At 72.4% G+C, this 21028-nt stretch carries 21 protein-coding genes; 10 read left to right on the top strand and 11 right to left on the bottom strand.

Annotation, left to right across the window (positions count from 1 at the left end):
• Nucleotides 1-116: 116 nt before the first annotated feature.
• The 5 genes from ACZ4FV_RS02430 to ACZ4FV_RS02450 form a co-directional block, all read right to left on the bottom strand.
• Entirely contained in the window at nt 117-305 is a 189-nt protein-coding gene (locus tag ACZ4FV_RS02430; RefSeq protein WP_465321644.1) for a DUF397 domain-containing protein, read from the bottom strand.
• A gap of 290 nt (nt 306-595) precedes the next feature.
• The gene (locus tag ACZ4FV_RS02435; protein ID WP_395873339.1) at nt 596-1435 is read right to left on the bottom strand and encodes a hypothetical protein; all 840 of its coding nucleotides are present in this window, start codon (nt 1433-1435) and stop codon (nt 596-598) included.
• 120 nt (nt 1436-1555) lie between these two features.
• Nucleotides 1556-3247 carry a serine/threonine-protein kinase gene (locus ACZ4FV_RS02440; RefSeq protein WP_395873340.1) on the bottom strand — a complete coding sequence of 564 codons (1692 nt, stop codon included), beginning with the start codon at nt 3245-3247 and terminating at the stop codon, nt 1556-1558.
• A 132-nt stretch (nt 3248-3379) separates the two neighbouring features.
• Complete coding sequence (locus ACZ4FV_RS02445; protein WP_402233845.1) at nt 3380-4552, bottom strand: cytochrome P450; 1173 nt, start codon at nt 4550-4552, stop codon at nt 3380-3382.
• 18 nt (nt 4553-4570) lie between these two features.
• A complete protein-coding gene (locus tag ACZ4FV_RS02450) occupies nt 4571-5197 on the bottom strand; it encodes a TetR/AcrR family transcriptional regulator (RefSeq protein ID WP_395873342.1) in 627 nt (208 codons plus the stop codon).
• A 231-nt stretch (nt 5198-5428) separates the two neighbouring features.
• Between ACZ4FV_RS02450 and ACZ4FV_RS02455 the strand changes: the two genes are divergently transcribed.
• The 5 genes from ACZ4FV_RS02455 to ACZ4FV_RS02475 all read left to right on the top strand — a co-directional run bounded on the left by ACZ4FV_RS02455 (nt 5429) and on the right by ACZ4FV_RS02475 (nt 10874).
• Nucleotides 5429-6604, top strand: a complete 1176-nt coding sequence (locus ACZ4FV_RS02455; protein ID WP_395873343.1) for a CaiB/BaiF CoA transferase family protein — start codon at nt 5429-5431, stop codon at nt 6602-6604.
• Nucleotides 6605-6664: 60 nt separating this feature from the next.
• Complete coding sequence (locus ACZ4FV_RS02460) at nt 6665-7369, top strand: nitroreductase family protein (RefSeq protein ID WP_395873344.1); 705 nt, start codon at nt 6665-6667, stop codon at nt 7367-7369.
• Nucleotides 7366-8217, top strand: a complete 852-nt coding sequence (locus ACZ4FV_RS02465) for an SDR family oxidoreductase (RefSeq protein WP_395873345.1) — start codon at nt 7366-7368, stop codon at nt 8215-8217. The genes ACZ4FV_RS02460 and ACZ4FV_RS02465 overlap by 4 nt, the downstream gene beginning before the upstream one ends.
• Before the next feature lie 2 nt (nt 8218-8219).
• Nucleotides 8220-9800, top strand: coding sequence for an acyl-CoA synthetase (locus ACZ4FV_RS02470; protein WP_402233840.1), 1581 nt, complete (start codon nt 8220-8222; stop codon nt 9798-9800).
• Nucleotides 9801-9962: 162 nt separating this feature from the next.
• Entirely contained in the window at nt 9963-10874 is a 912-nt protein-coding gene (locus tag ACZ4FV_RS02475; RefSeq protein WP_395873347.1) for a DUF2797 domain-containing protein, read from the top strand.
• 84 nt (nt 10875-10958) lie between these two features.
• On the opposite strand, the gene ACZ4FV_RS02480 is transcribed toward ACZ4FV_RS02475, so the two are convergent.
• The 5 genes from ACZ4FV_RS02480 to ACZ4FV_RS02500 all read right to left on the bottom strand — a co-directional run bounded on the left by ACZ4FV_RS02480 (nt 10959) and on the right by ACZ4FV_RS02500 (nt 15699).
• Entirely contained in the window at nt 10959-12140 is a 1182-nt protein-coding gene (locus ACZ4FV_RS02480) for an SCO2583/SCO2584 N-terminal domain-containing protein (RefSeq protein WP_402233838.1), read from the bottom strand.
• 83 nt (nt 12141-12223) lie between these two features.
• Nucleotides 12224-12427, bottom strand: coding sequence for a hypothetical protein (locus ACZ4FV_RS02485; protein WP_402233837.1), 204 nt, complete (start codon nt 12425-12427; stop codon nt 12224-12226).
• A gap of 33 nt (nt 12428-12460) precedes the next feature.
• Nucleotides 12461-13366, bottom strand: a complete 906-nt coding sequence (locus ACZ4FV_RS02490) for an alpha/beta hydrolase (protein ID WP_395873349.1) — start codon at nt 13364-13366, stop codon at nt 12461-12463.
• Between the two features lie 108 nt (nt 13367-13474).
• Nucleotides 13475-14500, bottom strand: coding sequence for an SDR family NAD(P)-dependent oxidoreductase (locus ACZ4FV_RS02495; RefSeq protein WP_402233835.1), 1026 nt, complete (start codon nt 14498-14500; stop codon nt 13475-13477).
• A complete protein-coding gene (locus ACZ4FV_RS02500) occupies nt 14497-15699 on the bottom strand; it encodes a UDP-N-acetylglucosamine--N-acetylmuramyl-(pentapeptide) pyrophosphoryl-undecaprenol N-acetylglucosamine transferase (protein WP_465321648.1) in 1203 nt (400 codons plus the stop codon). The genes ACZ4FV_RS02495 and ACZ4FV_RS02500 overlap by 4 nt, the downstream gene beginning before the upstream one ends.
• Before the next feature lie 65 nt (nt 15700-15764).
• On the opposite strand from ACZ4FV_RS02500, the gene ACZ4FV_RS02505 reads away from it, so the two are divergent.
• A complete protein-coding gene (locus tag ACZ4FV_RS02505) occupies nt 15765-16466 on the top strand; it encodes a response regulator transcription factor (RefSeq protein ID WP_465321649.1) in 702 nt (233 codons plus the stop codon).
• A complete protein-coding gene (locus ACZ4FV_RS02510) occupies nt 16463-17899 on the top strand; it encodes a HAMP domain-containing sensor histidine kinase (protein ID WP_465321650.1) in 1437 nt (478 codons plus the stop codon). The genes ACZ4FV_RS02505 and ACZ4FV_RS02510 overlap by 4 nt, the downstream gene beginning before the upstream one ends.
• A 55-nt stretch (nt 17900-17954) precedes the next feature.
• Here the strand turns inward: ACZ4FV_RS02510 and ACZ4FV_RS02515 are convergent, their stop codons facing one another.
• Complete coding sequence (locus ACZ4FV_RS02515; protein WP_395873354.1) at nt 17955-18944, bottom strand: AraC family transcriptional regulator; 990 nt, start codon at nt 18942-18944, stop codon at nt 17955-17957.
• A gap of 80 nt (nt 18945-19024) precedes the next feature.
• On the opposite strand from ACZ4FV_RS02515, the gene ACZ4FV_RS02520 reads away from it, so the two are divergent.
• From ACZ4FV_RS02520 to ACZ4FV_RS02530, 3 genes are all read left to right on the top strand, one after another.
• A complete protein-coding gene (locus tag ACZ4FV_RS02520; RefSeq protein ID WP_395873355.1) occupies nt 19025-19879 on the top strand; it encodes an NmrA family NAD(P)-binding protein in 855 nt (284 codons plus the stop codon).
• 2 nt (nt 19880-19881) lie between these two features.
• On the top strand, nt 19882-20361 hold the full coding sequence (locus ACZ4FV_RS02525; protein ID WP_406297143.1) for an anthrone oxygenase family protein: 480 nt from the start codon (nt 19882-19884) through the stop codon (nt 20359-20361).
• A 115-nt stretch (nt 20362-20476) separates the two neighbouring features.
• The gene (locus ACZ4FV_RS02530) at nt 20477-21019 is read left to right on the top strand and encodes an anthrone oxygenase family protein (protein ID WP_465321653.1); all 543 of its coding nucleotides are present in this window, start codon (nt 20477-20479) and stop codon (nt 21017-21019) included.
• Nucleotides 21020-21028: the final 9 nt, after the last annotated feature.

Below are 21028 nucleotides of genomic sequence, written 5' to 3' on the forward strand. Positions count from 1 at the left end.
CCGGGCCCTGTGCCCATGTCATTCGCGGCCTGCCGTAAGGCAGGCCGCCTCGCATGTCCGGGCCCGACCTACCGAATGCGATGGGCCGAACCCGGTCGGCCTGCGGCGTTCGGAGTTCAGACCGACGAGCGGCCGGCCTCGGCGAGGAAGGTCCCCCAGGACCGGGCCCCGAAGGCCAGGCGAGACGCGGGCGCCTTCGAGTCCCTGACCTGGACCTCGTCGGCCAACCTTGCCTCGACGCAGTTGCTCGTTGCGCTCGCGCTGCTCTTGCGCCACGCACGTCCCAGCGGATCGAACTCCGCCATGACTTGCCTCCGAATAGGGCCGATGGAAATAGGAAAGCCGCCGGTCGGATGGTTCCGTGCAGGGTCGACACCTCTGCGGGTTGACCGACTTCGAGGGCGCGCGCATAGCTTAGCGCCCGACCTCGGCCGTGCGTGAAATCCGGCCACACCCATCCGTATGAAATCCACCGTCGTCGCATGGCGAATTGCCAGGTGGCGGATTGCACCGTCGCTCACCCGTTCGCAGCATTCCCGACCCGCCCGGTTATGACCGGCGAACGGGAGAGAGCGAAAGCCGTGAATTCGGAACATCAGGGTCCGGATCCGTTCTTTCCCAGTCGATTCCGGAGGCTGTCGACCAATCGGAGGAACGCGTCCGTGGGCGGGACCCGGTCCGGGTCGATGACGGTCACGTGGACCACCGCCACCACCGGACCGCTGCGCACGATGCCCCAGTCCACGTACTGGTCCTGGCTGTTCACCAGGCCCTGGGTGCGCCACACGCTGCCGTCCCGGTCCAGCGCCTTGATGCTGGGCGCGCCGTCCGCCGCCGGGTTGGGCTGGTTGGTCGGACACGCGCCGCCCAGGCCGCCGGTGAGGTCGCTCGCCGCCACCTCGGCGGTGCGCTCGTCCGGGTAGCGGACCAGGACGACCAGGCCGCCGCCCTGCCCGTCGTGCAGGTACAGCCGCTCCCGGGTCTGCACCGCGCCCAGTGCGGAGATGGTCTTGGTGGTGCACGGGCCCAGTTCGTCGGCCATCGCCTGCCGGGTCTCCACCACGCGCCAGTTCTCGTACGCCCCGGCCACCACCGGGAACTCCTGCGCGGTCGGATAGAAGGTGTCGCTCAGTTCCGTCTGTGTCGTGGTCACCGGGCTCGCCACCGGCAGCGACGCGGCGGCCTGCCGGCTCCGGGGTCGGGAGTCGTCGGACCCGGTACTCACCAGCGTCACCCCGCCCGCCAGCACCGCGAGCGAGGCGGCGCCGATCAGGACCCGGTTGCGCAGGCGCCGACGGCGGACCGCCTTGTGGATGCCCGCGACCGGCGGCAGCGGGACCTGCGGGGCGATCCGGACGACGAGTTCACGAAAACGCTCGTCGAGCCGCTCGACGTCGTGGTCGTCGTCGTCCGCGTGCTCAGGGCTGTGCCGCATGTCCGAACTCGCCATTCCCCACTCGATCGGGCCTTACCGACCCGACAGGCCGTTCCGCATTCGACAGGTGTTCAGTTTGACGTATGGGCCGAGCGCGATGGTTCCCGGCCGCTCGGGCGCTCATCCCGCCTTGCGGGTCAGCGTGCCTCGCGACTCGCTGGTCCCCACACTGGCCGGCGCGACATAGGAGAGCGTGGTCGGGCTCTGTTCCTTGAGGATCACCCGGCCGTCCGCGCAGCCCTGGTTGCGGGTCAGGTGACTGGTCAGTTCGACACCGGTGTCCGCGCCGACCGAGAGCAGTTCCAGGTCGGACTCGCAGTCGGCCTGCTCGCCGAACAGGCCGGTCGCGGTGAGCTTGCTGACACCCACCTTCTTGTCGCCCACCTTCCCGCCCGTCAGCGTGAGGGTGACCGTGGACACACTGCCGAGCTGCGATGTCATCGTCCCGGACCAGGTGCCCTCGTAGACGCTCGGCAACGTGCCCGAGCCGGTCGGCGGCGAGGTCGATGTGCCGGGCCCGCCGGCACCTTCCCGGGCGGTGGACGGGTCGTCCTCGTCCCCGGTCCACGGCCGCAGCAGTACCGCCGCCACGACGCCCGCGATCAGCACTGCCGCGAGCGTGATCAGCCACGGCCGACGCCACCAAGGACGCGGTGCGGCGGGCTGCGGAGCCGCTCGCAGCATGTAGGTCTCGGGTGCAGGTCCCGAAGGCGGCGAATCCGCGGCCGCCGAGCCCGGGAATGTGAGGTTCGAGGGCGGCGAATGCGCGGGCGAGGTCTGCGCGGGCTTCGTGGACGCGGCGTCCGACCCCGCGTACGTCCCGGCGTACGTCGCCGAGGCCGCCGTCTCCGTTGGGCGGTCGTCCCCCGTGGGCGCCCCGCTCCCGGTGGCCACGAACGTGCCCGCGTCCGGCGCGCCGTCCTCGTCGAGTTCGAGCAGTTCGATCGCTCGCCGGGACAGCGCGGTGGTCAGGTCCGGCGGCAGCCAGTTGCCGGCCACCAGGTCGCGCGTACCGTCCGGCGCGAGCGCCGCGAGCAGTTCCGCCGGGGTCGGCCGGGACGCGGCGTGCTTGGTCATGCACGCGGCGACGATCTCCCGCAGCGCGGCCGGCACCTCGTCCAGGCGCGGCTCCTGCGCGACGATCCGGTACATCAGGGCCTGACCGCTGCCCTCGCCGAACGGTCCCGCGCCGGTCGCGGCGAACACCAGCACCGAGCCGAGCGAGAACACGTCGCTGGGCGGCCCGATGTCGCGCCCGTCGACCTGCTCGGGCGACATGAAGCCCGGCGACCCGACGGTGTGCCCGGTGCGGGTGAGCACCGACGCGTCCATCGCGCGCGAGATGCCGAAGTCGATCACGCGCGGCCCGTCCAGGGACAACAACACGTTCGACGGCTTGATGTCCCGGTGCACCAGGCCCGCCCCGTGCACCGCGACGAGCGCCTCGGCCAGGCCCGAACCGAGGGTGCGCACGGTCTCCTCGGGCAGCGGCCCGCGCCCGGCGACCGCCTCGTACACGCTGGGTCCGGCCACGTAGCCGGTGACCACCCACGGCGTCCCGGCCTCGGTGTCGGCGTCCAGCACCGGCGCGGTCCACGCGCCGCCTACCCGCCGCGCCGCGTCCACCTCGCGGCGGAAACGCTCGCGGAATCCGGGGTCGTCGGCCCATTCGGCACGAACCACCTTGATCGCGACGATCCGCCCACCCCGATTGCGGCCGAGGTAGACCCGACCCATGCCGCCCGCCCCCAGCACGCGGAGCACCCGGTAGCCGCCGATCCGCCGCGGATCCTCGGGCTCCAGCGGTTTCACAGGACATCCCCCTCGTCGGCCGGCAGTTGGCCAGAGAATACGCGGCTGTCCGCATTTGGGGGGTCCCGGACGGCCGGTCCGGGCCGGATCCGAGGTGCTTCCCTCGGGTCCGGGCCCGGACCGGCGGTCGGCTCAGAACTCGACGGGCAGCGCGATCAGACCGCGGATGAAGGAGGACGGGCCGTGCGCGAGGTCGGCGTTCGGGGCCAACCGCAGGTCGGGCAGCCGGCGCAGCAGTTCCTCGAAGGCGACCCGGATCTCCAGGCGGGCCAGCGAGGAGCCGAGGCAGAAGTGCGGGCCGGTGCCGAACGCGATGTGCTGGTTCGGCGTGCGGAAGGCGTCGAAGCGCTCGGGATCGGTGAACACCTCGGCGTCCCGGTTGGCGGCCCCGTACAGCATCATCACGATCGAATCGGCCGGGATCACCGTGCCGTGCAGTTCCACGTCACGTGTCGTGTGCCGGGCCATGTTGACCACGGGAGACACCCAGCGCAGCGATTCCTCGACCGCGGACGGGATCAGCGTGGGGTCCTCGCGCAGCCGGGCGAGCTGGTCGGGGTTGGCCAGCAGTGCGGCGATGCCGCCGGAGATCACGTTGCGGGTGGTCTCGTTGCCGCCCACGAGCAGCAGCAGGGACTCGCCGATCAGCTCGTCGAAGGACAACTTCTCGCCGTCGATCTCGGCGCCGACCAGGATCCCGATCAGGTCGTCGGAGGGGGTCTTGCGGCGGTCCTCGATCACCTGCGTGGTGTAGGCGACGTATTCGGTGAACGCCTCGCCCGCCTTGTGGCTGAGCTCGCCGCCGTCGGAGAGCATCACCATCACGTCGGCCCAGTGCTGGAGCTGGTCGCGGTGCTCGGCGCCGACCCCGAGCAGTTCGCCGATCAGTGTCATCGGCAGTGGCGCGGAGAACTGCCGGACCAGGTCGGCGCCGGGGCCGGCCGCGATCATCGCGTCGATCAGCGAGGTCACGATGTCGCGGACGTGCTCCTCCATCGCGGCGATCTGCCGGGGGGTGAAGCCCTTGGAGACCAACTTGCGGCGGCGGTAGTGGGTCGGGTCGTCGGAGTCGATCATCGACGGCTGCGGGTAGCCGATCGGGCGCGAGCCCTTGGCCGAGGAGAACAGCTCGGGGTTGCGCTCGGCCCAGGCCAGGTCGGCGTGCCGACTCAGGCCCCAGACGCCGGCGCGCTCGCTGTAGTACACCGGCGCGTGTTCGCGCAGCCACGCGTAGTCGGCGAACGGGTCACCGGCGTACCAGTCCCGGTCGAGCAGGTGGATGTCGCGGATCGTGGGAGCCGTCATGGCAAGCCTCCGTGGTGATCACGTGTCGAGCGGAACGAAGAGTCGGACGGCGGTACGCATCAGGTCCTGCACCTCGTCGAGCGCGCGGCCGCGGGCGGTGAGGCTGACCAGACCGGAGAGCAGCACGTGGCCGAGCACCACCTCGATGTCGCGCCGCCGGTCCCCCGCGGCGCCGTCCTCGGGGTCGGCCGGCTCACCGAACGCCAGGCCGGTGATCCGGTGGATGCTCTGGTGGAAGGTCTCCTGCGATTGACCGGCGGACGGATCCGGGGCGGTCGCGGCCCGCACCACGGCCTCGGTCAGCAGCCGGTTCTCCGCGCTCACCTCGACGATCCGGCACAGCAGCGCGGCCAGCCGGCCGGCCGGGTCCGCAGGCAGCGGTCGGTCGGCGAGTTCGTCGGCGAGTTCGCCGATCCACAGCGCGGACACCTCGCTCAGCAGGTGGTTCTTCGAGGTGAAGTAGCGGTACACGGTGGCCCTGGCCACCCCCGCGCGATCCGCGACGTCGTGCATCGTCACGGCCGCATAGCCCCCCTCCAGCGCGAGGTCGCACGCGGCGCGCACCAACCGCTCGCGCCGGGCCTGTTGGTCGCGGGTGAGCGACCTGGTGAGAGTGATCGTCGAGCTGGTGCGGGGTTCGGCCACGGGAGAGCCTGTCCTCTGGGGTCGTGCTTCGGGGGTTGGTACCGCGGGCTTGGTACCGGGCCGGGTGCTCGGGGCGACGCGACCGCGGGCGGTGCGCCGACTCGTTCCGCGGTGATCTTGCCTACGGATGAGACGGAAGTCTAGTCTGACGTCTCGTCAGATCTAGTGAGAACGTGTTTCAGTATTTGCCTCGACCGCACGCCATTGGCCCCGACGAACGCTGGAGCTGCCGTGACAGCCAGACAAGGACCGCTCGCGGGCATCCGGGTGGTGGAGTTCGTCGGCCTGGGGCCGGGTCCCTTCTGCGGGATGCTGCTCGCCGATCTGGGCGCCGAGGTGCTGCGCGTGGATCGCGCGGACGAGGCCCGCAAGGGCTACGCGAAGCCGCCGCGCAATCCGATGAACCGCGGCAAGCACTCGATCGCGATCGACCTCAAGCACCCGGACGGGGTCGGGTTCGCGCTGCGGCTGCTCGCCGACGCCGACGCGCTGATCGAGCCGTTTCGGCCCGGCGTGATGGAACGCCTGGGCCTGGGCCCGGACGTGGTCGCCGAGCGCAACCCGCGGCTGGTGTACGGCCGGCTCACCGGCTGGGGACAGACCGGGCCGCTGGCCCCGGCCGCCGGACACGACATCGACTACATCGCGCTGGCCGGGATGCTGGAGCCGATCGGCCGGGCCGGGCAGCCGCCGAGCATTCCGCTCAACCTGATCGGCGACTTCGGCGGCGGTGGCCTGCTGCTCGCCTTCGGCCTGGTCGCCGCGCTGCTGGAGGCGGGCCGTTCGGGGCGGGGCCAGGTGGTGGACGCCGCGATGATCGACGGCGCCGCGACGCTGGGCGCGACCTGGTTCACCATGGGCGCCGCCGGGATGCTCGGCCCGCGCGGGACCAACATGCTCGACGGCGGCGCACCGTTCTACGACGTGTACGAGACGCGGGACGGACGGTACGTCGCGGTCGGCGCGATCGAACCCAGGTTCTGGGCCGAGCTGATCCACCGACTCGGCCTGGCCGAGGACCCGGTGTTCGCCGACTTCGCCACACAGCACGACCCGGCGCACTGGCCGGCGATGAAGGCCCGCCTCGCCGAGGTGTTCGCGGGCCGCACCCGGGACGCGTGGTGCACGCTGCTGGAGGGCACCGAGACCTGCTTCGCCCCGGTGCTCTCCCCCGCCGAGGCTCCCGCGCATCGCCACCACGTCGAGCGCGGCACCTTCCTGCACGCCGACGGCCTGCCCGAGCCGGCGCCCGCGCCGCGCTTCTCCCGCACCCCCGCCGCCGAGCCGGCCCGGCCGGTGCACCCGGGCCCGGCCGCGACGGGCGGCGACACCGACGCCGCGCTGGCCGCATGGGGTGTCGCCGCGGCCGACGTCGAGCGCCTGCGCGAGGCCGGCGCGGTCGTCTGACGCCGCATCACCACCAGTACGGGCAACAGGTATCAGTTCAGGTATCAGGCAGGGGACCGCATGGAACTTCACGAAGCGCTGTACACCACGCGCGCGATGCGCAGGGTCGCACCGGATCCGATTCCGCACGAGGTGCAGGCCCGCCTGCTGGACGCGGCGGTACGCGCGCCCAGCGGTGGAAACGCCCAGAACTGGCGTTTCCTGCTGGTGGACGACCCGGGCGTCAAGGGCCGGATCGGGCCGCTGTACCGGGAGGCGATGGACTCCCTGTGGAAGACGATCTACGCACCGCGCGTGGCCGCCGCCGAGGCGGATCCGGACAGCGCGGAGAGCCGGTCCTTCGTCCGCACGCGGCGTTCGTCGCAGTGGCTCGCGGACAACTTCGAGCGGATCCCGCTGTTCATGTTCGGCTTCGTCCGACAGGACCCCACCGGCGGCTCGATCTTCCCGGCGGTGTGGAGCGCGATGCTGGCCGCGCGCGCCGAGGGCGTGGGCAGCGCGCTGACCGCGGTGCTCGGGATCACGCACCGGGACGCGGTGCTGGAGGTGCTCGGGGTGCCGGCCGACCAGGGCTGGCACATGGCCTGCTGCGTGTCGTTCGGCTATCCCACCGGCAAGTGGGGTGTCGCGCCCAGGACTTCCCCCGACGAGGTGGCCTATCGCAACGGCTGGGGCGAGCCGATCGGGTTCGAGGTACCGGCACCACTGTGGCCGGCCGACGGTGCGGCGTACGTGCCCACCACGTTCGAAGGAGATGCCCGGTGACACGTGCCGACCTACCACTGCGGGACACGGTGGCGCTGGTGACCGGAGGTGGGAGCGGGATCGGGCTGGGCTGCGCGCGGCGGTTCGCCGCCGACGGCGCGCACGTACTGATCGCGGGCCGCAGCGAGGATCGACTGCGGGCCGCGGTGGCCGAGCTGGACAAGGACGCGGCCGCCGGCGTGCGGGTCGCGTACGCGGTGACCGATGTGACCGACGAGGGCCAGGTCGAGGCGGCGGTGGCGACCGCGGCCGAACTCGGGTCGCTGCGCGCCGTGGTCGCCTCGGCGGGCGGCAACTCCACCATGGGTCCGCTGACTTCGATCGACACCGGCAAGTGGCGCGAGACGGTCGAGCTGAACCTGACCGGCACGATGCTCGTGCTCAAGCACACCGCCCGGTTGATGGCGGCGGCCGGCGGCGGTTCGTTCGTGGCGATCTCCTCGATCGCCTCCTCGACCACGCACCGCTGGTTCGGCGCGTACGGCGTGAGCAAGGCCGGCATCGACCACCTGGTCCGGCTCGCGGCCGACGAACTGGGCGCGAGCGGCGTCCGGGTGAACAGCATCCTGCCCGGCCTGGTGGCCACCGAGATGGTCGACGCGGTCACCCGGGGCGGCCCGGTGCTGGAGGACTACCTGGCCTGCACCCCGCTGGGTCGGGTCGGACAGGCCGACGACATCGCCTCGCTCGCGGCCTTCCTGGTCGGCCCCGAGTCGACCTGGATCACCGGCCAGAACATCAACGTGGACGGCGGCCACCACCTGCGTCGGGGTCCGGACTTCCGGGCCTTCCTGGAGCCGGTCTTCGGCGCGGACGGTCTGCGCGGCATCGTTGCGGAAGGGAACTGACAATGACCCAGCGGGTGTTCAACCTGGCGGACCTGTTCGAGGTCGTGGTGGACGCGTGTCCGGACCGGCTCGCGCTGGTCGCGGGCGAGGTCAGGCTGACCTACCGCGAGTTGGACGAACGGGCCAACCGTGTCGCGCACGCGTTCGCCTCGGCAGGGCTGGCGGTCGGCGACCACATCGGCATCTACTCGCGCAACCGGGCCGAGTGGTTGGAGGCGATGATCGGTGCGTTCAAGGCGCGGATGGTGCCGATCAACATCAACTACCGCTATGTGGAGGAGGAACTGCGCTACATCGTCGACAACGCGGACCTGGCCGCACTGGTCGTCGAGCGCGGCTATCTGCCCAATGTCGCGGCGGTGCGGGCGGACGCGCCGGCGCTCGCGCACGTGTTCGTGCTCGCGGACGAGTTCGACGAGAAGCTCGACGACACCGTGGACTACGAAGCGGCGCTCGCCGCCGAGAGCGGTGCCCGCGACTTCGAGCAGCGCTCTCCCGACGACCGGTACATGGTCTACACCGGCGGCACCACCGGCTTCCCCAAGGGTGTCGAGTGGCGCTCGCACGACATCTTCTGCTCGGCGATGGGCGGCGGCAACTTCGGTGGCGAGCCCATCACCGACCCCGAGCTGCTCGCCGACAAGGCCCAGGGCGCTCCGCTCGTGCAGATGTTGACCACACCCCTGATGCACGGCAACGGCCAGTGGGTCACCTGGATCACCCTGCTCAGCGCGGGCACCGCGGTGTTGTGGACCGGCCTGCGCTACGACCCGGCCGAGATCCTGCGCGCCGTCGAACGCGAGGGCTGCGTCACGATGATGCTGGTCGGCGACGCGATGGCGCGCCCGATCGCGGACGCGCTGGAGAGCGGCGGCCACAAGGTCGAGACGCTCAAGGTGATCGGCTCCGGCGGCGCGCTGCTGTCCCCGTCGGTCAAGGCCCAGCTCACCCGGCTGATCCCCGGCCTGTACATCGCCGACAGCTTCGGCGCCTCGGAGTTCGGCGCGGGCAGTTCGCAGACCCCGGGCGGCCGATTCCCGCTCAAGCCCCAGACCGCGGTACTCGGCGAGGACCTGCGCCCGGTCGGCGTGGGCGAGAGCGGCCGGATCGCCCGGACCGGGTACATCCCGATCGGCTACTACAAGGACCCGGTCAAGACCGCGGACACCTTCCACGTCGACCCCGACGGCGTGCGCTGGGTTATCCCCGGCGACTTCGCCCGGGTCGAGGACGACGGCGACGTGACGCTGCTCGGACGCGGCTCGGTGTGCATCAACACCGGCGGCGAGAAGGTCTTCCCCGAGGAGGTCGAGGGCGTGCTCAAGGCGCATCCGGCGGTCTACGACACCGTCGTGGTCGGCGTCCCGGACGCCCGCTTCGGCGAACGGGTGGCCGCGGTCGTGTCGCTGCGCCCGGGTCACACGCTGACCACGGAGGACCTGGCCGAGCACGCCCGCGGCCGGCTGGCCCGGTACAAGATCCCGCGCGACCTGGTCACGGTCGCCGAGGTGCCGCGCACGCCGGCCGGGAAACCGGACTATCGGTGGGCGAAGGCGACGGCCGTGGCGGCGCTGTCGGGCTGAGGTGGTCGGGGCGGCCGGGGCGCGACGGCTTCCGGGCGCGGCGGAGTCGCGGGCGCGGCAAGGGCGCACGCGTGGGCGCCGGCGAGGGGGCGCGGGCACGGCGAGGCGGTTGTGCCGCGGGCGGGATCCCGCGGCCCGACCCGCTTCACCTATCGTGGCCCCATGACCGTCCCCCACCAGCGCCCCGGACTGCTCGCGACCGGAATCCGCTGGAACGAGGGTCGACCACACCTGGTGCTGACCGACCCGGCCGACGAGCAGACGCTGCACCCGCTCGCCCCCGGGACCACCGCCGGTTGGCGACTCTCCGGTCCGCGCACGTGTGTCGGCATCCGGCGCAAGACCGGTCGCCGCGTCGTGTGTCCCACCCTCGCGCCGCTGCCGCCCACGGCCGCCCGATCGCAGTGCGACGCGTGCGCGCTCGCCGATCCGGGTCGAAAGCTCGCGCGCGACCAGGCGATGGACGACCCGCGCCCGTTCTCGCTCTACCTCGCGTGGTTCGGCCCCGGCCTGGTCAAGGTCGGCCTCACCGCCACCGAACGCCGCGCGGCCCGGCTCGCCGACCAGGGCGCGCCGATGTTCACCTGGCTCGCGCACGGCCCGCTGGTGCCGATCCGCAGCACCGAGCGCAAGTGCTCGGCCACCGGCACGGTCCGCGAACGTATACCGCACCGGGCCAAGGCGGCGGCCTGGTGGCGCACCCGCACCCCCGGTCCGCCGGCCGAACTCGCCGAGGCGCACGCGCGGTTGACCCCGCTGCTGCCGGACACCCTGACCCCGGCCGGGTGCGACATCCAGGACCTGACCAGGTTCTACGGCCTGACCGACCCGCCGCCGCCGACCCGGGACCAGGTCGCCGCGCTCAGCCAGGACGCGGTGCTGCACGGCGAGTTCACCTGCGTCGCGGGTCACGACGCGCTGGTCACCACGGACACCGGCCCACTGTTCGTGGACCTGCGCCTGCTCACCGGCTGGCGGCTCACCCCGGATCGCGGTCGCACCTCGGGCGTCACGGTCAAGCCGCTGGACACCGGGATGGCGCCGGACGGGTCGGTACAGGAAGGGCTGTTCTAGGGCCCTGCCGAAGGTCGTTCGCCAGGGCACTGCCGAACGACGTTCGCCCGGCCGCGGTCCCGGAGGCCGGGGCGGGGCAACGCCTCAGACCCGCGACACGGCGGGGCACGCGCCCGGATCGGTGTCGGCGTCGATCGGCTTGCTGCGGTCGTACGGGTCGATCGTCGCCGGGGCGTGGCTCGGACCCCGGAGGTCGTCTTCGAACTCCGGGCGCACGAAGCCGTCCAGGCGGGTGCACGAGCTGTTCGCGATGTCGGCGTCGACGTTCCCCAAGGCGACCCGGCCGCGTACGGTGGCCTGATACGGAGCCCGGTAGACCTTCGTCTCCATCATCCGGCGGACCACCGAGCGGGTGACACTCGCGCCCGAACCGCTGCCCGCCTTGGCCACCGGGTAGACGAACGAGAAGTCGGCGTGCACCGTCAGGGTGCCCTCGCGATCGGTGTCGTAGGTCATGACGCCGTTCACCTTGACCACCCGGCCGACCAGCTCGACATCCTTGGGATCGAATCTGGTCAACCACGACCGCGCGTTGTCGCCGTCCGATCGATTCGCGATCACCGCGTTCTCGATCCGCGCGGCGGCCCCGTCAGTCGGATCCAGCAGGCCGAGAAAGGTGGTCGGTCGGCCGCCCGCGAGCACCTCGCGGTCCAGATTGCCCGCGATCAGCAGCCGACGGGTCACCTCCAGCGCCTCGGTGACCTCGGCCGCCGAGTACCCCGGTACGGACTTGACCTCCGGCAGGGTCAACCCCGCCTCGTTGTCGGCGTAGTTCACCGCCGGCGAGCCCGCGAACGGGTTCGTCCTGGTAGGCCGATTCGGGTCCGCGTTCCGCCGATCCGCCGCCGTCGACGGCACGGAGGTGGCGATGCCGGTGACCGGCGGTTGCACCATCGGGTCGTCCGCGGTGGCCGTGTTGGATCCGCTGAACCAGCCGTACACCCGGTCCGGGGCGGCGGCGAAGGCCACCACGGCGAGCACCGCGGCGAGCACCAGGATCGTGCGGAGCGGGCGCCGCCCACCGCGCCGTTCGGGCCCGTCGGCCCGCCAGGGCACATGCTCCGGCGGCTCCTCCGCCCACTTGCGAGCGAGCATCCGCGCTCGCGCGGACCCCTCGACCCGGGTCGCGCCCTTGACGAAATTCTCGTCGAAGACATACCCCTCGAACGGGTCGTTCGCGGCGGCCCCACCCGACGCGTCACCCGACTGACCATCCGTCCGGTCGCGGCCGTCGCCTGCGTCCCGGTCCCCCCTGTGTTCCGACACGCGAGCAAGATATCGATGCCAACCGACACGTCCGATCAAGGGTCGCGCAAATCACGTTTCCCTTCGAAAACAACGGTCTCGCGCTACGGCATCGCCGTCGCCCACACGGTCTTCGCCGAGCGGGCCGCGCACCCGGACCGGAACCGGCGCGTGTCCGTGGGCGTGACCGCGGACGCGGCTGCGGGCGCGGGCGTGAGCGTGGCCAAGGACGCCGCCGCCGCGTCGTCCGGGTGGGGCCGGGTCCGTAGCAGTCGCCGGGTCTGGGCGACCGTGATGCGAGGTGTCACGCGCTTGCCGTTCGGTTCGGTGCGTTCATGCGATCAGGCCCGGCGGGGGTCCACCCGGCGGAAGACGTCCACCAGTGCGCGGGACACCGTGGACTCGGGATCGGCGAGGTCCAGGATCACGTCGAAGTGGTTGCGGTCGGGAATCACCACGGGCTCGGCGCCGGGCGTGATCCGCTCCCGGAAGTCGCGGGTCTGCGTGTGGAAGCCGGCCGCCTCGCCCTCGGCCGCGATCACCGTGACCGGCAGATCGGTACGCAGCGGGAGCAGCGCGGGGCTGAGCGCCTCGGCGCGCGACTCGTCCAGGTGCAGCCAACCGTTGGCCGCCGTGGCCAACAGCGGGCGCAGGTCGTACAGGCCGCTGAAGAGCACGGCGCCCTTGATCGCGTCGGCGGGCAGGTCGTACCCGGCCTGCCATCCCTCGACCAGCGTGGTCGCGGCCAGGTGCCCACCCGCCGAGCTGCCCGCCACGACCAGCCGGGCCGGGTCCAGGCCGTACTCGCCACCGTGGTGGTGGATCCAGGCGACGGCGGCGCGCACCTGGCGGACGATCTCCTCCAGCGTCGCCTCCGGGGCGAGCGTGTAGTCGACGACGACGGTCGCGATCCCTTGCGCGTCCAGCATCCGCGCCATGAACGCCGAGTCCAGGCGGGACAGTGCCCGCCAGTAGCCGCCGTGCACGAACAGCAGGACCGGTCGCGGCGCACCGCCGGCGGCGGCGCCCCACACGTCCAACACCTCGGCGCTCTCCGGGTCGTAGCGCACCCCGGCGGTGCCGATGAGTCCGTCCACCGCCAGATCCGACTCGGCCCGGTACCGCGCCATCAACCGCGCGAACCCCTCGACCCCGACCGTCCCTCGGGCGTCGTAGGCATGATCGAGATCCGGATCGATCTCCCGGACCACTTCACCGGAGGTGGACTGCTCGCTCGGGTCGTACACCACGTCTCCTTCGCCGCCGACACTCCCGTCCGACCCTAGAACGTCCCCGCTTCGGCCCGCCGCGGCCCCCTCCCACCTGCCGCCGAGCACCCGGCCGCCGCCGATGGATCAGACCTGGTAGCGGTTCGGGGCGAAGGCCCGGGGGTTGTCGCGGATCCAGGCCGAGGTGCGGCGCAGGCCCTCGGCCAGGTCGACGCGGGGCTTCCAGCCGGCGAGTTCGCGGGCCTTGGTGTTGTCCGAGAGCAGCCGTTCGACCTCGCTGCCGGTCGGGCGCAGGCGCGTGGGGTCGACCACGACCTCGGCGTCCCGGCCGGAGGCGAGGATCAGCGCCCGGGCGAGTTCACCGATCGAGACCTCGGTGCCGGTGCCCAGGTTGATCACCTCGCCCAGGGTGGCGTCGGCCAGCGCCACCGCCAGGAACCCCTCGGCGGTGTCGCTCGCGTAGGTGAAGTCCCGGGTCGGGGTGAGCGAGCCGAGCCGCACCTCGCGGCTGCCCGCGTGCAGTTGGGCCAGGATCGTCGGGATCACCGCGCGGGCCGACTGACGCGGACCGTAGGTGTTGAACGGCCGCACCACCGACACCGGCAGCTCGAACGCGTGCCGGTAGGACAGCGCCATCATGTCCGCGCCGATCTTCGACGCGGAGTACGGCGACTGCGGCTGGAGCGGGTGGGTCTCGGCGATCGGCGCGACCAGCGCGGTGCCGTACACCTCGCTCGTGGAGGTGTGCACGAGCCGGGCGCCCTGCCGCACACAGGCCGCGGCGACGTTCTGCGTGCCGACCACGTTGGTCTGCACGTACGCCTCGGGTGCCTGGTAGCTGTACGGGATGCCGATCAGCGCGGCCAGGTGGAACACCGTGTCGCAGCCCGCGACGGCGTCCAGCACGCGATGCGCGTCGCGGACGTCGCCCGCGAGCATCTCCACCCGCCCGTCGGCCAGGTGGCCGGCGAGGTGGCCGCGTTCGGCGTACGGCTTGTAGTGCACGAATGCGCGCACCCGGGCCCCGCGTTCGACCAGCAGGTCGACGAGCGTGCTGCCGATGAAGCCCTCGGCGCCGGTGACCAGCACGGTGCGGCCGGTCCAGTCGGTCGGGGCCGGGGTCGGGGTGTTCGGGTCGAGGCTGGTGGTCATGCGATCCTCCGGGATTCGTCGGTGCGGTGCGGGGCCGGCGCCGCGGGCCGGCCGATCGTGCGCAGCACCGCGGCGGCCAGTCGGTCGGCGGCGTGCGCGTGGGTTTCCGACCCGCTCGCGCGGGCCATCGCGGCCAACCGCAACGGGTCGGCGAGCAGCGGTTCGAGTACGGCGGCCAGGTGCTCGCCGGTGCACGCGGCGTCCGGCACGAGCAACCCGGCGCCGGCGTCGCACAACACGCGGGCGTTGTGCGTCTGGTGGTCGTGCGGCGCGTACGGGTAGGGCACGAGCACGGCGGGCACGCCGATCGTGGCCAGTTCCGCGACGGTGGCCGAGCCCGCTCGGCAGACCACCAGGTCGGCGGCGGCGTACGCGAGGTCCATCCGGTCCAGGTAGGCGACCGCCTCGGCCACCGGGCTGCCCGCCGCCGCGGCCCGGACCGCCTCGAACGCGGCCGGGCCGGTCTTGATCAGCAGTCGCACGTCGGCGCGCTCGCGCCAGCGCTCGGCCAGCGCGACCGCGGCCTCGGTCAGTCGTGCGGCGCCCAGGCTGCCACCGTTGAACAGGACCAGGCGGGCACCGCGCGGCACCCCGAGCCGGGCCCGCGCCTCGGGGCGCAGCGCGAGCCGGTCCAGCCCGGCCAACTCTCCGATCAACGGCATGCCGACCGTCTCGGCGGCCAGGCCCGCGGGCAGGTGCTCGCGGGTGCGGTCGAAGGCGAGCGCGACGTTCGGGGTCAGCCGGGCCGCGAACCGGTTGGCCCGACCCGGTACCGCGTTGGACTCGTGCACCACGCTCGGCAGACCCGCGAGCCGTGCGCCGACGATCGCCGGCGCGCTGGGATAGCCGCCCATCCCCACGGCGACCTGCGCGCCCTGGGCACGCAGGATCTCCCGGCAGCGCAGCCCGGAGCGCAGCAGCGCCGCGGGCAGCAGGTAGCGGCGCAGCCCCAGCGCCGCGTCGAAGGGAATCATGTCCACGGTGTGCAGCCGGTAGCCCGCCGCCGGGATCAATCGGGTCTCCAGACCGCGATCGGTGCCCACGAACGAGATCACCGCTCTCGGATCGGCGCGCCGCAAAGCGTCCGCGAGCGCCAGCCCGGGGTAGATGTGGCCGCCGGTGCCGCCGGCCCCGATCAGCACCGAGAGCGGCCGGTCGCCGGTGCCTTCGTCGAGGTGTTCCGCATGTCCTGAGCGCATGACACCGAAGCCTCACGGCCTGGGATAAGAGAGTTCTAAGCGTCCCTTTTGAGAGCCTTGGCCCCATGGGCAACGGACCGAGGGTGCTGGTCGTGGACGACGACCCGGAAGTACGCGCCGCCGTCGAGGACGGCCTCGCGATCGAGGGGTACCTCGTACGCGGCGCCGCCGACGGCCCGGCGGCACTGAGCGAGGTGGTCGGGTGGCAACCGGACGCGATCGTGCTCGACATCCTGATGCCGGTCCTGGACGGCCTCGCGGTGTGCCGCCGCCTGCGCGCCCTCGGCGACCGCACCCCGATCCTGGTGCTGACCGCGCGCGACTCGGTCAGCGACCGGGTGGACGGGCTGGACGCGGGCGCGGACGACTACCTGGTCAAGCCGTTCGCGCTGGACGAGTTGACCGCCCGCCTGCGCGCGCTGCTGCGCCGGGCCGCCCCCGAACCGGCCGAGGAGCGCGCCTACACCTACGGCGACCTGACCGTGGACCCGCTCACCCGCACCGGCAACCGGGGCGGCCGGCCGCTGGAGTTCTCCCGAACCGAGTTCGCCCTGCTCGAACTGCTGCTCCGGCACCGGGGCCAGGTGTTGCCCCGCGAGGTGATCATGGACCGGGTGTGGGGCGCGGACTTCGGTCCCGACTCCAACTCGCTCGCGGTGTACATCGGCTACCTGCGCCGCAAGCTCGACGCGGGCGGCGAACCGCGCCTGGTGCACACCGTGCACGGGGTGGGCTACCGGCTGGACCGCGACTCGGACCGCGGGTGAGGGCGCACGCGCGGTGGCGCAGGCGTCGGCCGCTGCGCACCCGTCTCACCCTCGCCTGCACCGGCGCGGTGGCCCTGGTCGCGCTCGGGGTGTGCGCGGCGGCGTACACGATCATCCGCTACGAGCTGGTCCATCAGCTCGAGCTGAACCTGACCCAGCAGGCCACGCAGGTTCGACTCCAGCACCGCGCCGACCCGCCGGGAGTGCTCCAGGGCGAATGCGCCTACCTGGCCGCCCCGCCGTGCGCCCAGATCGTGCCGGCCGATCCCGGGGCCGACCCGTCCGCGCCGTATCTGCTGCCGGTGGGGTCCGCCACGCGCGAGGTGGCGGCGCGCGAACGCCGGGCGTTCTACACCAAGGTCACCGCCGGCGGCCGGCCGGCCCGGATGCTGACCACCCAGGGTGGTCCGGGCACGGCGATCCAGGTGGCGCTGCGCTCGGACGGGGTGGACAAGGGCGTCCGGCAGGCGGGCGAGTTGATGGCGGCGGTCGCGGCGGCGGGCGTGCTGCTCGCGGCCGGGCTGGGCTACGCGGTGGCCCGCACCGGCCTGGCCCCGGTGGCCCGGCTGACCGCTACCGCGAAGCGGATCGCGGCGACCCGGGACGCGAGCCTGCGCATCGATGTGCCGCCGGGCCGACGAGAGGACGAACTCACCAGCCTGGCGGGGAGTTTCAACGCGATGCTCGGCGAGTTGGAGCAGTCGGTGACCGCGCAGCGCCGGCTGGTCGCGGACGCCTCGCACGAGCTGCGCACCCCACTGACCGCGCTCCGCACGAACGCGGAACTACTGGGCCGGGCCGACCGGCTGACGACGGATCAGCGCGAACGCGCGAACGCCGGGCTGCAGCGCCAACTGCGCGAGGTGACCGGCCTGGTGAACGACCTGATCGAACTGGCCCGGGACGAGGAGCCGCAGCCGCTGGTCGAGCAGGTCCGGCCGAGCACGCTGGTCGGCCACTGCGTGCGGGCGGCCCGGGGCCATTGGCCGGCGGTGGCCTTCGAGTTCGTCGACCTCGCGGGCGAACGCACGGTGCCGGGCGTACCCGCCCGGCTGGCCCGACTGGTGTCGAACCTGCTCGACAACGCGGCCAAGTTCAGCCCGGCCGGCGGCCCGGTCGAGGTGGTGCTCGGCACCGACCTCGAACTCACCGTGCGCGACCACGGTCCCGGCATCGCGCCCGAGGACCTGCCGTACGTGTTCGACCGCTTCTATCGAGCCTCCGCCGCGCGGGCGCTGCCCGGTTCGGGGCTCGGCTTGGCGATGGCCCGGCAGATCGCCAGGGCACACGGCGCCACGCTCACGGCCGAGTCCTCGCCCGGCGGCGGCGCGCTGTTCCGACTGCGGTTCGCCGCCGCGCCTTCCGCCGGCGCGACCCCGCAACCCCCGGTGCCCCCGCCATCGACCGGCGGACCGGCGGGGCGATCGGGCTGACCGGGCCGACCGACGCGCGCGGTTCGGGCGGGCGGTCCGGGTCGGGCGGCTCGGGTCAGCCCCGGTCGGGAATCAGGTGCCGCGAACCGTCGATGCCCACGCCCTCGCGCCGCAGCGCTCGGGTGCGGTGCTCGCGCGGGCTCAGCCCCCGGACCCGCTTGAACGCCGTGCTGAGCGCGAACGCGTCGCCGTAGCCCACCTTCTCGGCGACCCCGCCGACCGTCGCCGTCGGCTCGCACAACAGGTCCGCGGCCAGCGCGAGGCGCCAGCCGGTGAGGAAGGTCATCGGCGGCTCGCCGATCAGCTCGACGAACCGGCGCGCCAACGAGGCCCTGGACACTCCCGCCTCGGCGGCCAGCGACGCGACCGTCCACGGTTGCTCGGGGTTGTTGTAGATCAGGCTCAGCACGTGCCCGATCACCGGATCGCGGTAACCGCGGTACCAGCCCGGCGCGTCCGCGCCCGAGCGGGCGAACCACGTGCGCAGCATGGAGATCAGCAACAGGTCCAACAGCCGGTCCAGGACCGCGTCCTGACCCGGCCCGTCCTTGACGATCTCGTCGGCGAGCAGCGGGATCACCGGGGAGTCCGTCTCGTCCGCTCGGATCACCGCGAGCGTGGGCAACGATTCGAGCAGCGAACGGCTGACCTCGCCGGCCATCTGATAGGTCCCGGTCAGCATGATCGTCTCGGCGTCCGCGCTGTTTCCCCACGAACGCACGCCCAGGGCCATCTCCTTGGCCAGGTCCCGCCCGTCCGGGGTCGAGCAGCGCTGGCCCGGATGGATGATGATCTGCGGCTGCGAACCCGGCTCGTCGGAGATCCGGTAGTGGTCGGGGCCGCGCACGATGGCCACGTCGCCGGCGCTCAGCCGTACCGCGTCCCCCCGGTCCAGCGCGATCCACGCGTGCCCGCGCACCATCGCCACGATGGTCAGCGGCGCCTCGTCGTGGATCCGCATGGACCACGGCGGACTCAGCATCGAACGCAGCAGGAAGGCGCCTTGCGCCCGAGGTCCGTTGAGCAGACTCGCGAGAGCGTCCATGCCGAAATCTTAGACGATCAGACATGTAATTGGGCGCTTCAGCGATGTTCACTCTCACCGCCAGGGCATTGAATAAAGCCATGACGACGAACGAGCAGCACACCGCGAACACCACCGACACCACCACGCTGGTCCTGGGCGGGACCGGCAGGACCGGCCGCCGGATCGCCGGGAAGCTCACCGCGCTCGGCCGCTCGGTCCGGCTCGGCTCCCGCTCGGCGCCCATCCCCTTCGACTGGGAGGACCGCACCACCTGGGCCCCGGCCCTGCGCGACATCGACAGCGTGTACGTCTCCTTCCAGCCCGACATCGCCGCCCCGGGCGGCGCGGACACGGTCGGCGCGTTCGCCGAACTCGCGGTCGAGAGCGGCGTCCGGCACCTGGTCCTGCTGTCCGGTCGGGGCGAGCCCGAGGCGCAGGACGCCGAGGCCCGGGTGCGCGCCTCCGGCGCCCACTGGACCGTCGTGCGAGCGAGTTTCTTCGCGCAGAACTTCGACGAGGGCGAGTTCTTCGGCCCGATCATGAGCGGTGACGTGGCGCTGCCGGTCGGCGACGTGGGCGAGCCGTTCATCGACGTGGACGACATCGCCGACGTCGCGGTGGCCGCGCTCACCGAGGACGGGCACACCGGCCAGGTGTACGAGGTGACCGGCCCCAGGCTGCTGACCTTCGCCGACGCGGTCGCCGAGATCGCCCGCGCGTCCGGCCGGGAAATCACGTTCACGCAGGTCCCGTTGGAGGCATACTCGGCGGTCCTGGTCGAGCACCAGGTACCGGCGGAGGTCATCGACCTGCTGTCCTTCCTGTTCGGCGAGGTTCTCGACGGGCGCAACGCACACGTCTCCGACGGTGTGCGGCGGGCGCTCGGCCGGGCACCCCGCGACTTCTCCGACTACGCACGTGACGCCGCCGCCCGCGGTGTCTGGAAGGTGTGACCATGAGCGGCCCCCTGTTCATCCTGACGCTCGTCGCGGCCCTGGGCTGCGCGAGCATGGGCGGAGTCTTCTTCGGCTTCTCCTCCTTCGTCATGGCGGGCCTCGGCCGGCTCCCGGCGGCTCAGGGGGCCGCGGCCATGCGATCGATCAACGTCACGGCCGTGACCGCCCCCTTCATGGCCGGCCTGTTCGGCACCGCACTGCTGTGCGTGGGCCTGGGCATCGCGGCGATCGTCTCGTGGGGCGAGGCGTACGCGGTTTATCTGCTCGTCGGCGCCGCGCTCTACCTGGTCGGCACGATCGTGCTCACCGCCGGGTACCACGTGCCCCGCAACAACGCGCTCGCCGCCGTCGAGCCGAACTCCGCGGCGGAGGAGCGGCTGTGGGCCGGCTACCTCGCCGACTGGACGCGGGCGAACCACCTGCGCGCACTCTCCGGCATCGCGGCGGCCGCCTTCCTCGTCATCGCCCTCACCCGCTGACCCCGGCTCCGAAAACACCGAACACCGCAGCACCGCAGCACCGCAGCACCGCAGCACCGCAGCACCGCAGCACCGGCGACACGATCACCAACCAGTCGACAACGGGGACCCCGGCATGAATCGGCAGCTCACTCCACCCGAAACCACTCCCGCGACCCGCACCGCCGCCATCCTCCTCGGCGCAACCCTGGTCACCACGGGCCTGGTCGCCGGTGTCTACTTCTGCTTCGCCGTCGCGATCATGCCGGGCCTGGGCCGGGTCGACGCCCGCACCTTCGTCGACGTCCTCCAGCAGGTCAACAAGCGGATCGAGAACCCGGTCTTCTTCGCCTGCTTCTTCGGCGCCCCGATCCTCGGCGTGATCACGATCGTCCGAGCCCGCAAGCTCGGCCTCACCGCGGCGAACCGCTGGATCATCGCCGGCGTCGTCCTCGCCTTCGTCGGCATGCTGATCACCATCGGCGGCAACATCCCGCTGAACAACAAGATCAAGGACGCCGGCGACCCGGCCCGAATCGCCGATCCCGAAAAGCTCCGCGACGACGTCGAGAACGCCTGGATCGCCTGGAACATAGCCCGCACCCTCGCCGCCACCGCCGCCCTGGCCGCCCTCACCCGAGCCGTCCACCTCCTCGCCCGCACCACCCGCACCCCCTGACCGAACACG

Source organism: Embleya sp. NPDC025285, from assembly GCF_055558835.1.

Bases quoted from the DNA above. Each gene is read 5' to 3' on its own strand.
- ACZ4FV_RS02430 (WP_465321644.1), bottom strand. From the start codon at position 305: ATGGCGGAGTTCGATCCGCTGGGACGTGCGTGGCGCAAGAGCAGCGCG.
- ACZ4FV_RS02435 (WP_395873339.1), bottom strand. From the start codon at position 1,435: ATGCGGCACAGCCCTGAGCACGCGGACGACGACGACCACGACGTCGAG.
- ACZ4FV_RS02445 (WP_402233845.1), bottom strand. From the start codon at position 4,552: ATGACGGCTCCCACGATCCGCGACATCCACCTGCTCGACCGGGACTGG.
- ACZ4FV_RS02460 (WP_395873344.1), top strand. From the start codon at position 6,665: ATGGAACTTCACGAAGCGCTGTACACCACGCGCGCGATGCGCAGGGTC.
- ACZ4FV_RS02470 (WP_402233840.1), top strand. From the start codon at position 8,220: ATGACCCAGCGGGTGTTCAACCTGGCGGACCTGTTCGAGGTCGTGGTG.
- ACZ4FV_RS02475 (WP_395873347.1), top strand. From the start codon at position 9,963: ATGACCGTCCCCCACCAGCGCCCCGGACTGCTCGCGACCGGAATCCGC.
- ACZ4FV_RS02495 (WP_402233835.1), bottom strand. From the start codon at position 14,500: ATGACCACCAGCCTCGACCCGAACACCCCGACCCCGGCCCCGACCGAC.
- ACZ4FV_RS02500 (WP_465321648.1), bottom strand. From the start codon at position 15,699: ATGCGCTCAGGACATGCGGAACACCTCGACGAAGGCACCGGCGACCGG.
- ACZ4FV_RS02505 (WP_465321649.1), top strand. From the start codon at position 15,765: ATGGGCAACGGACCGAGGGTGCTGGTCGTGGACGACGACCCGGAAGTA.
- ACZ4FV_RS02515 (WP_395873354.1), bottom strand. From the start codon at position 18,944: ATGGACGCTCTCGCGAGTCTGCTCAACGGACCTCGGGCGCAAGGCGCC.
- ACZ4FV_RS02520 (WP_395873355.1), top strand. From the start codon at position 19,025: ATGACGACGAACGAGCAGCACACCGCGAACACCACCGACACCACCACG.
- ACZ4FV_RS02525 (WP_406297143.1), top strand. From the start codon at position 19,882: ATGAGCGGCCCCCTGTTCATCCTGACGCTCGTCGCGGCCCTGGGCTGC.
- ACZ4FV_RS02530 (WP_465321653.1), top strand. From the start codon at position 20,477: ATGAATCGGCAGCTCACTCCACCCGAAACCACTCCCGCGACCCGCACC.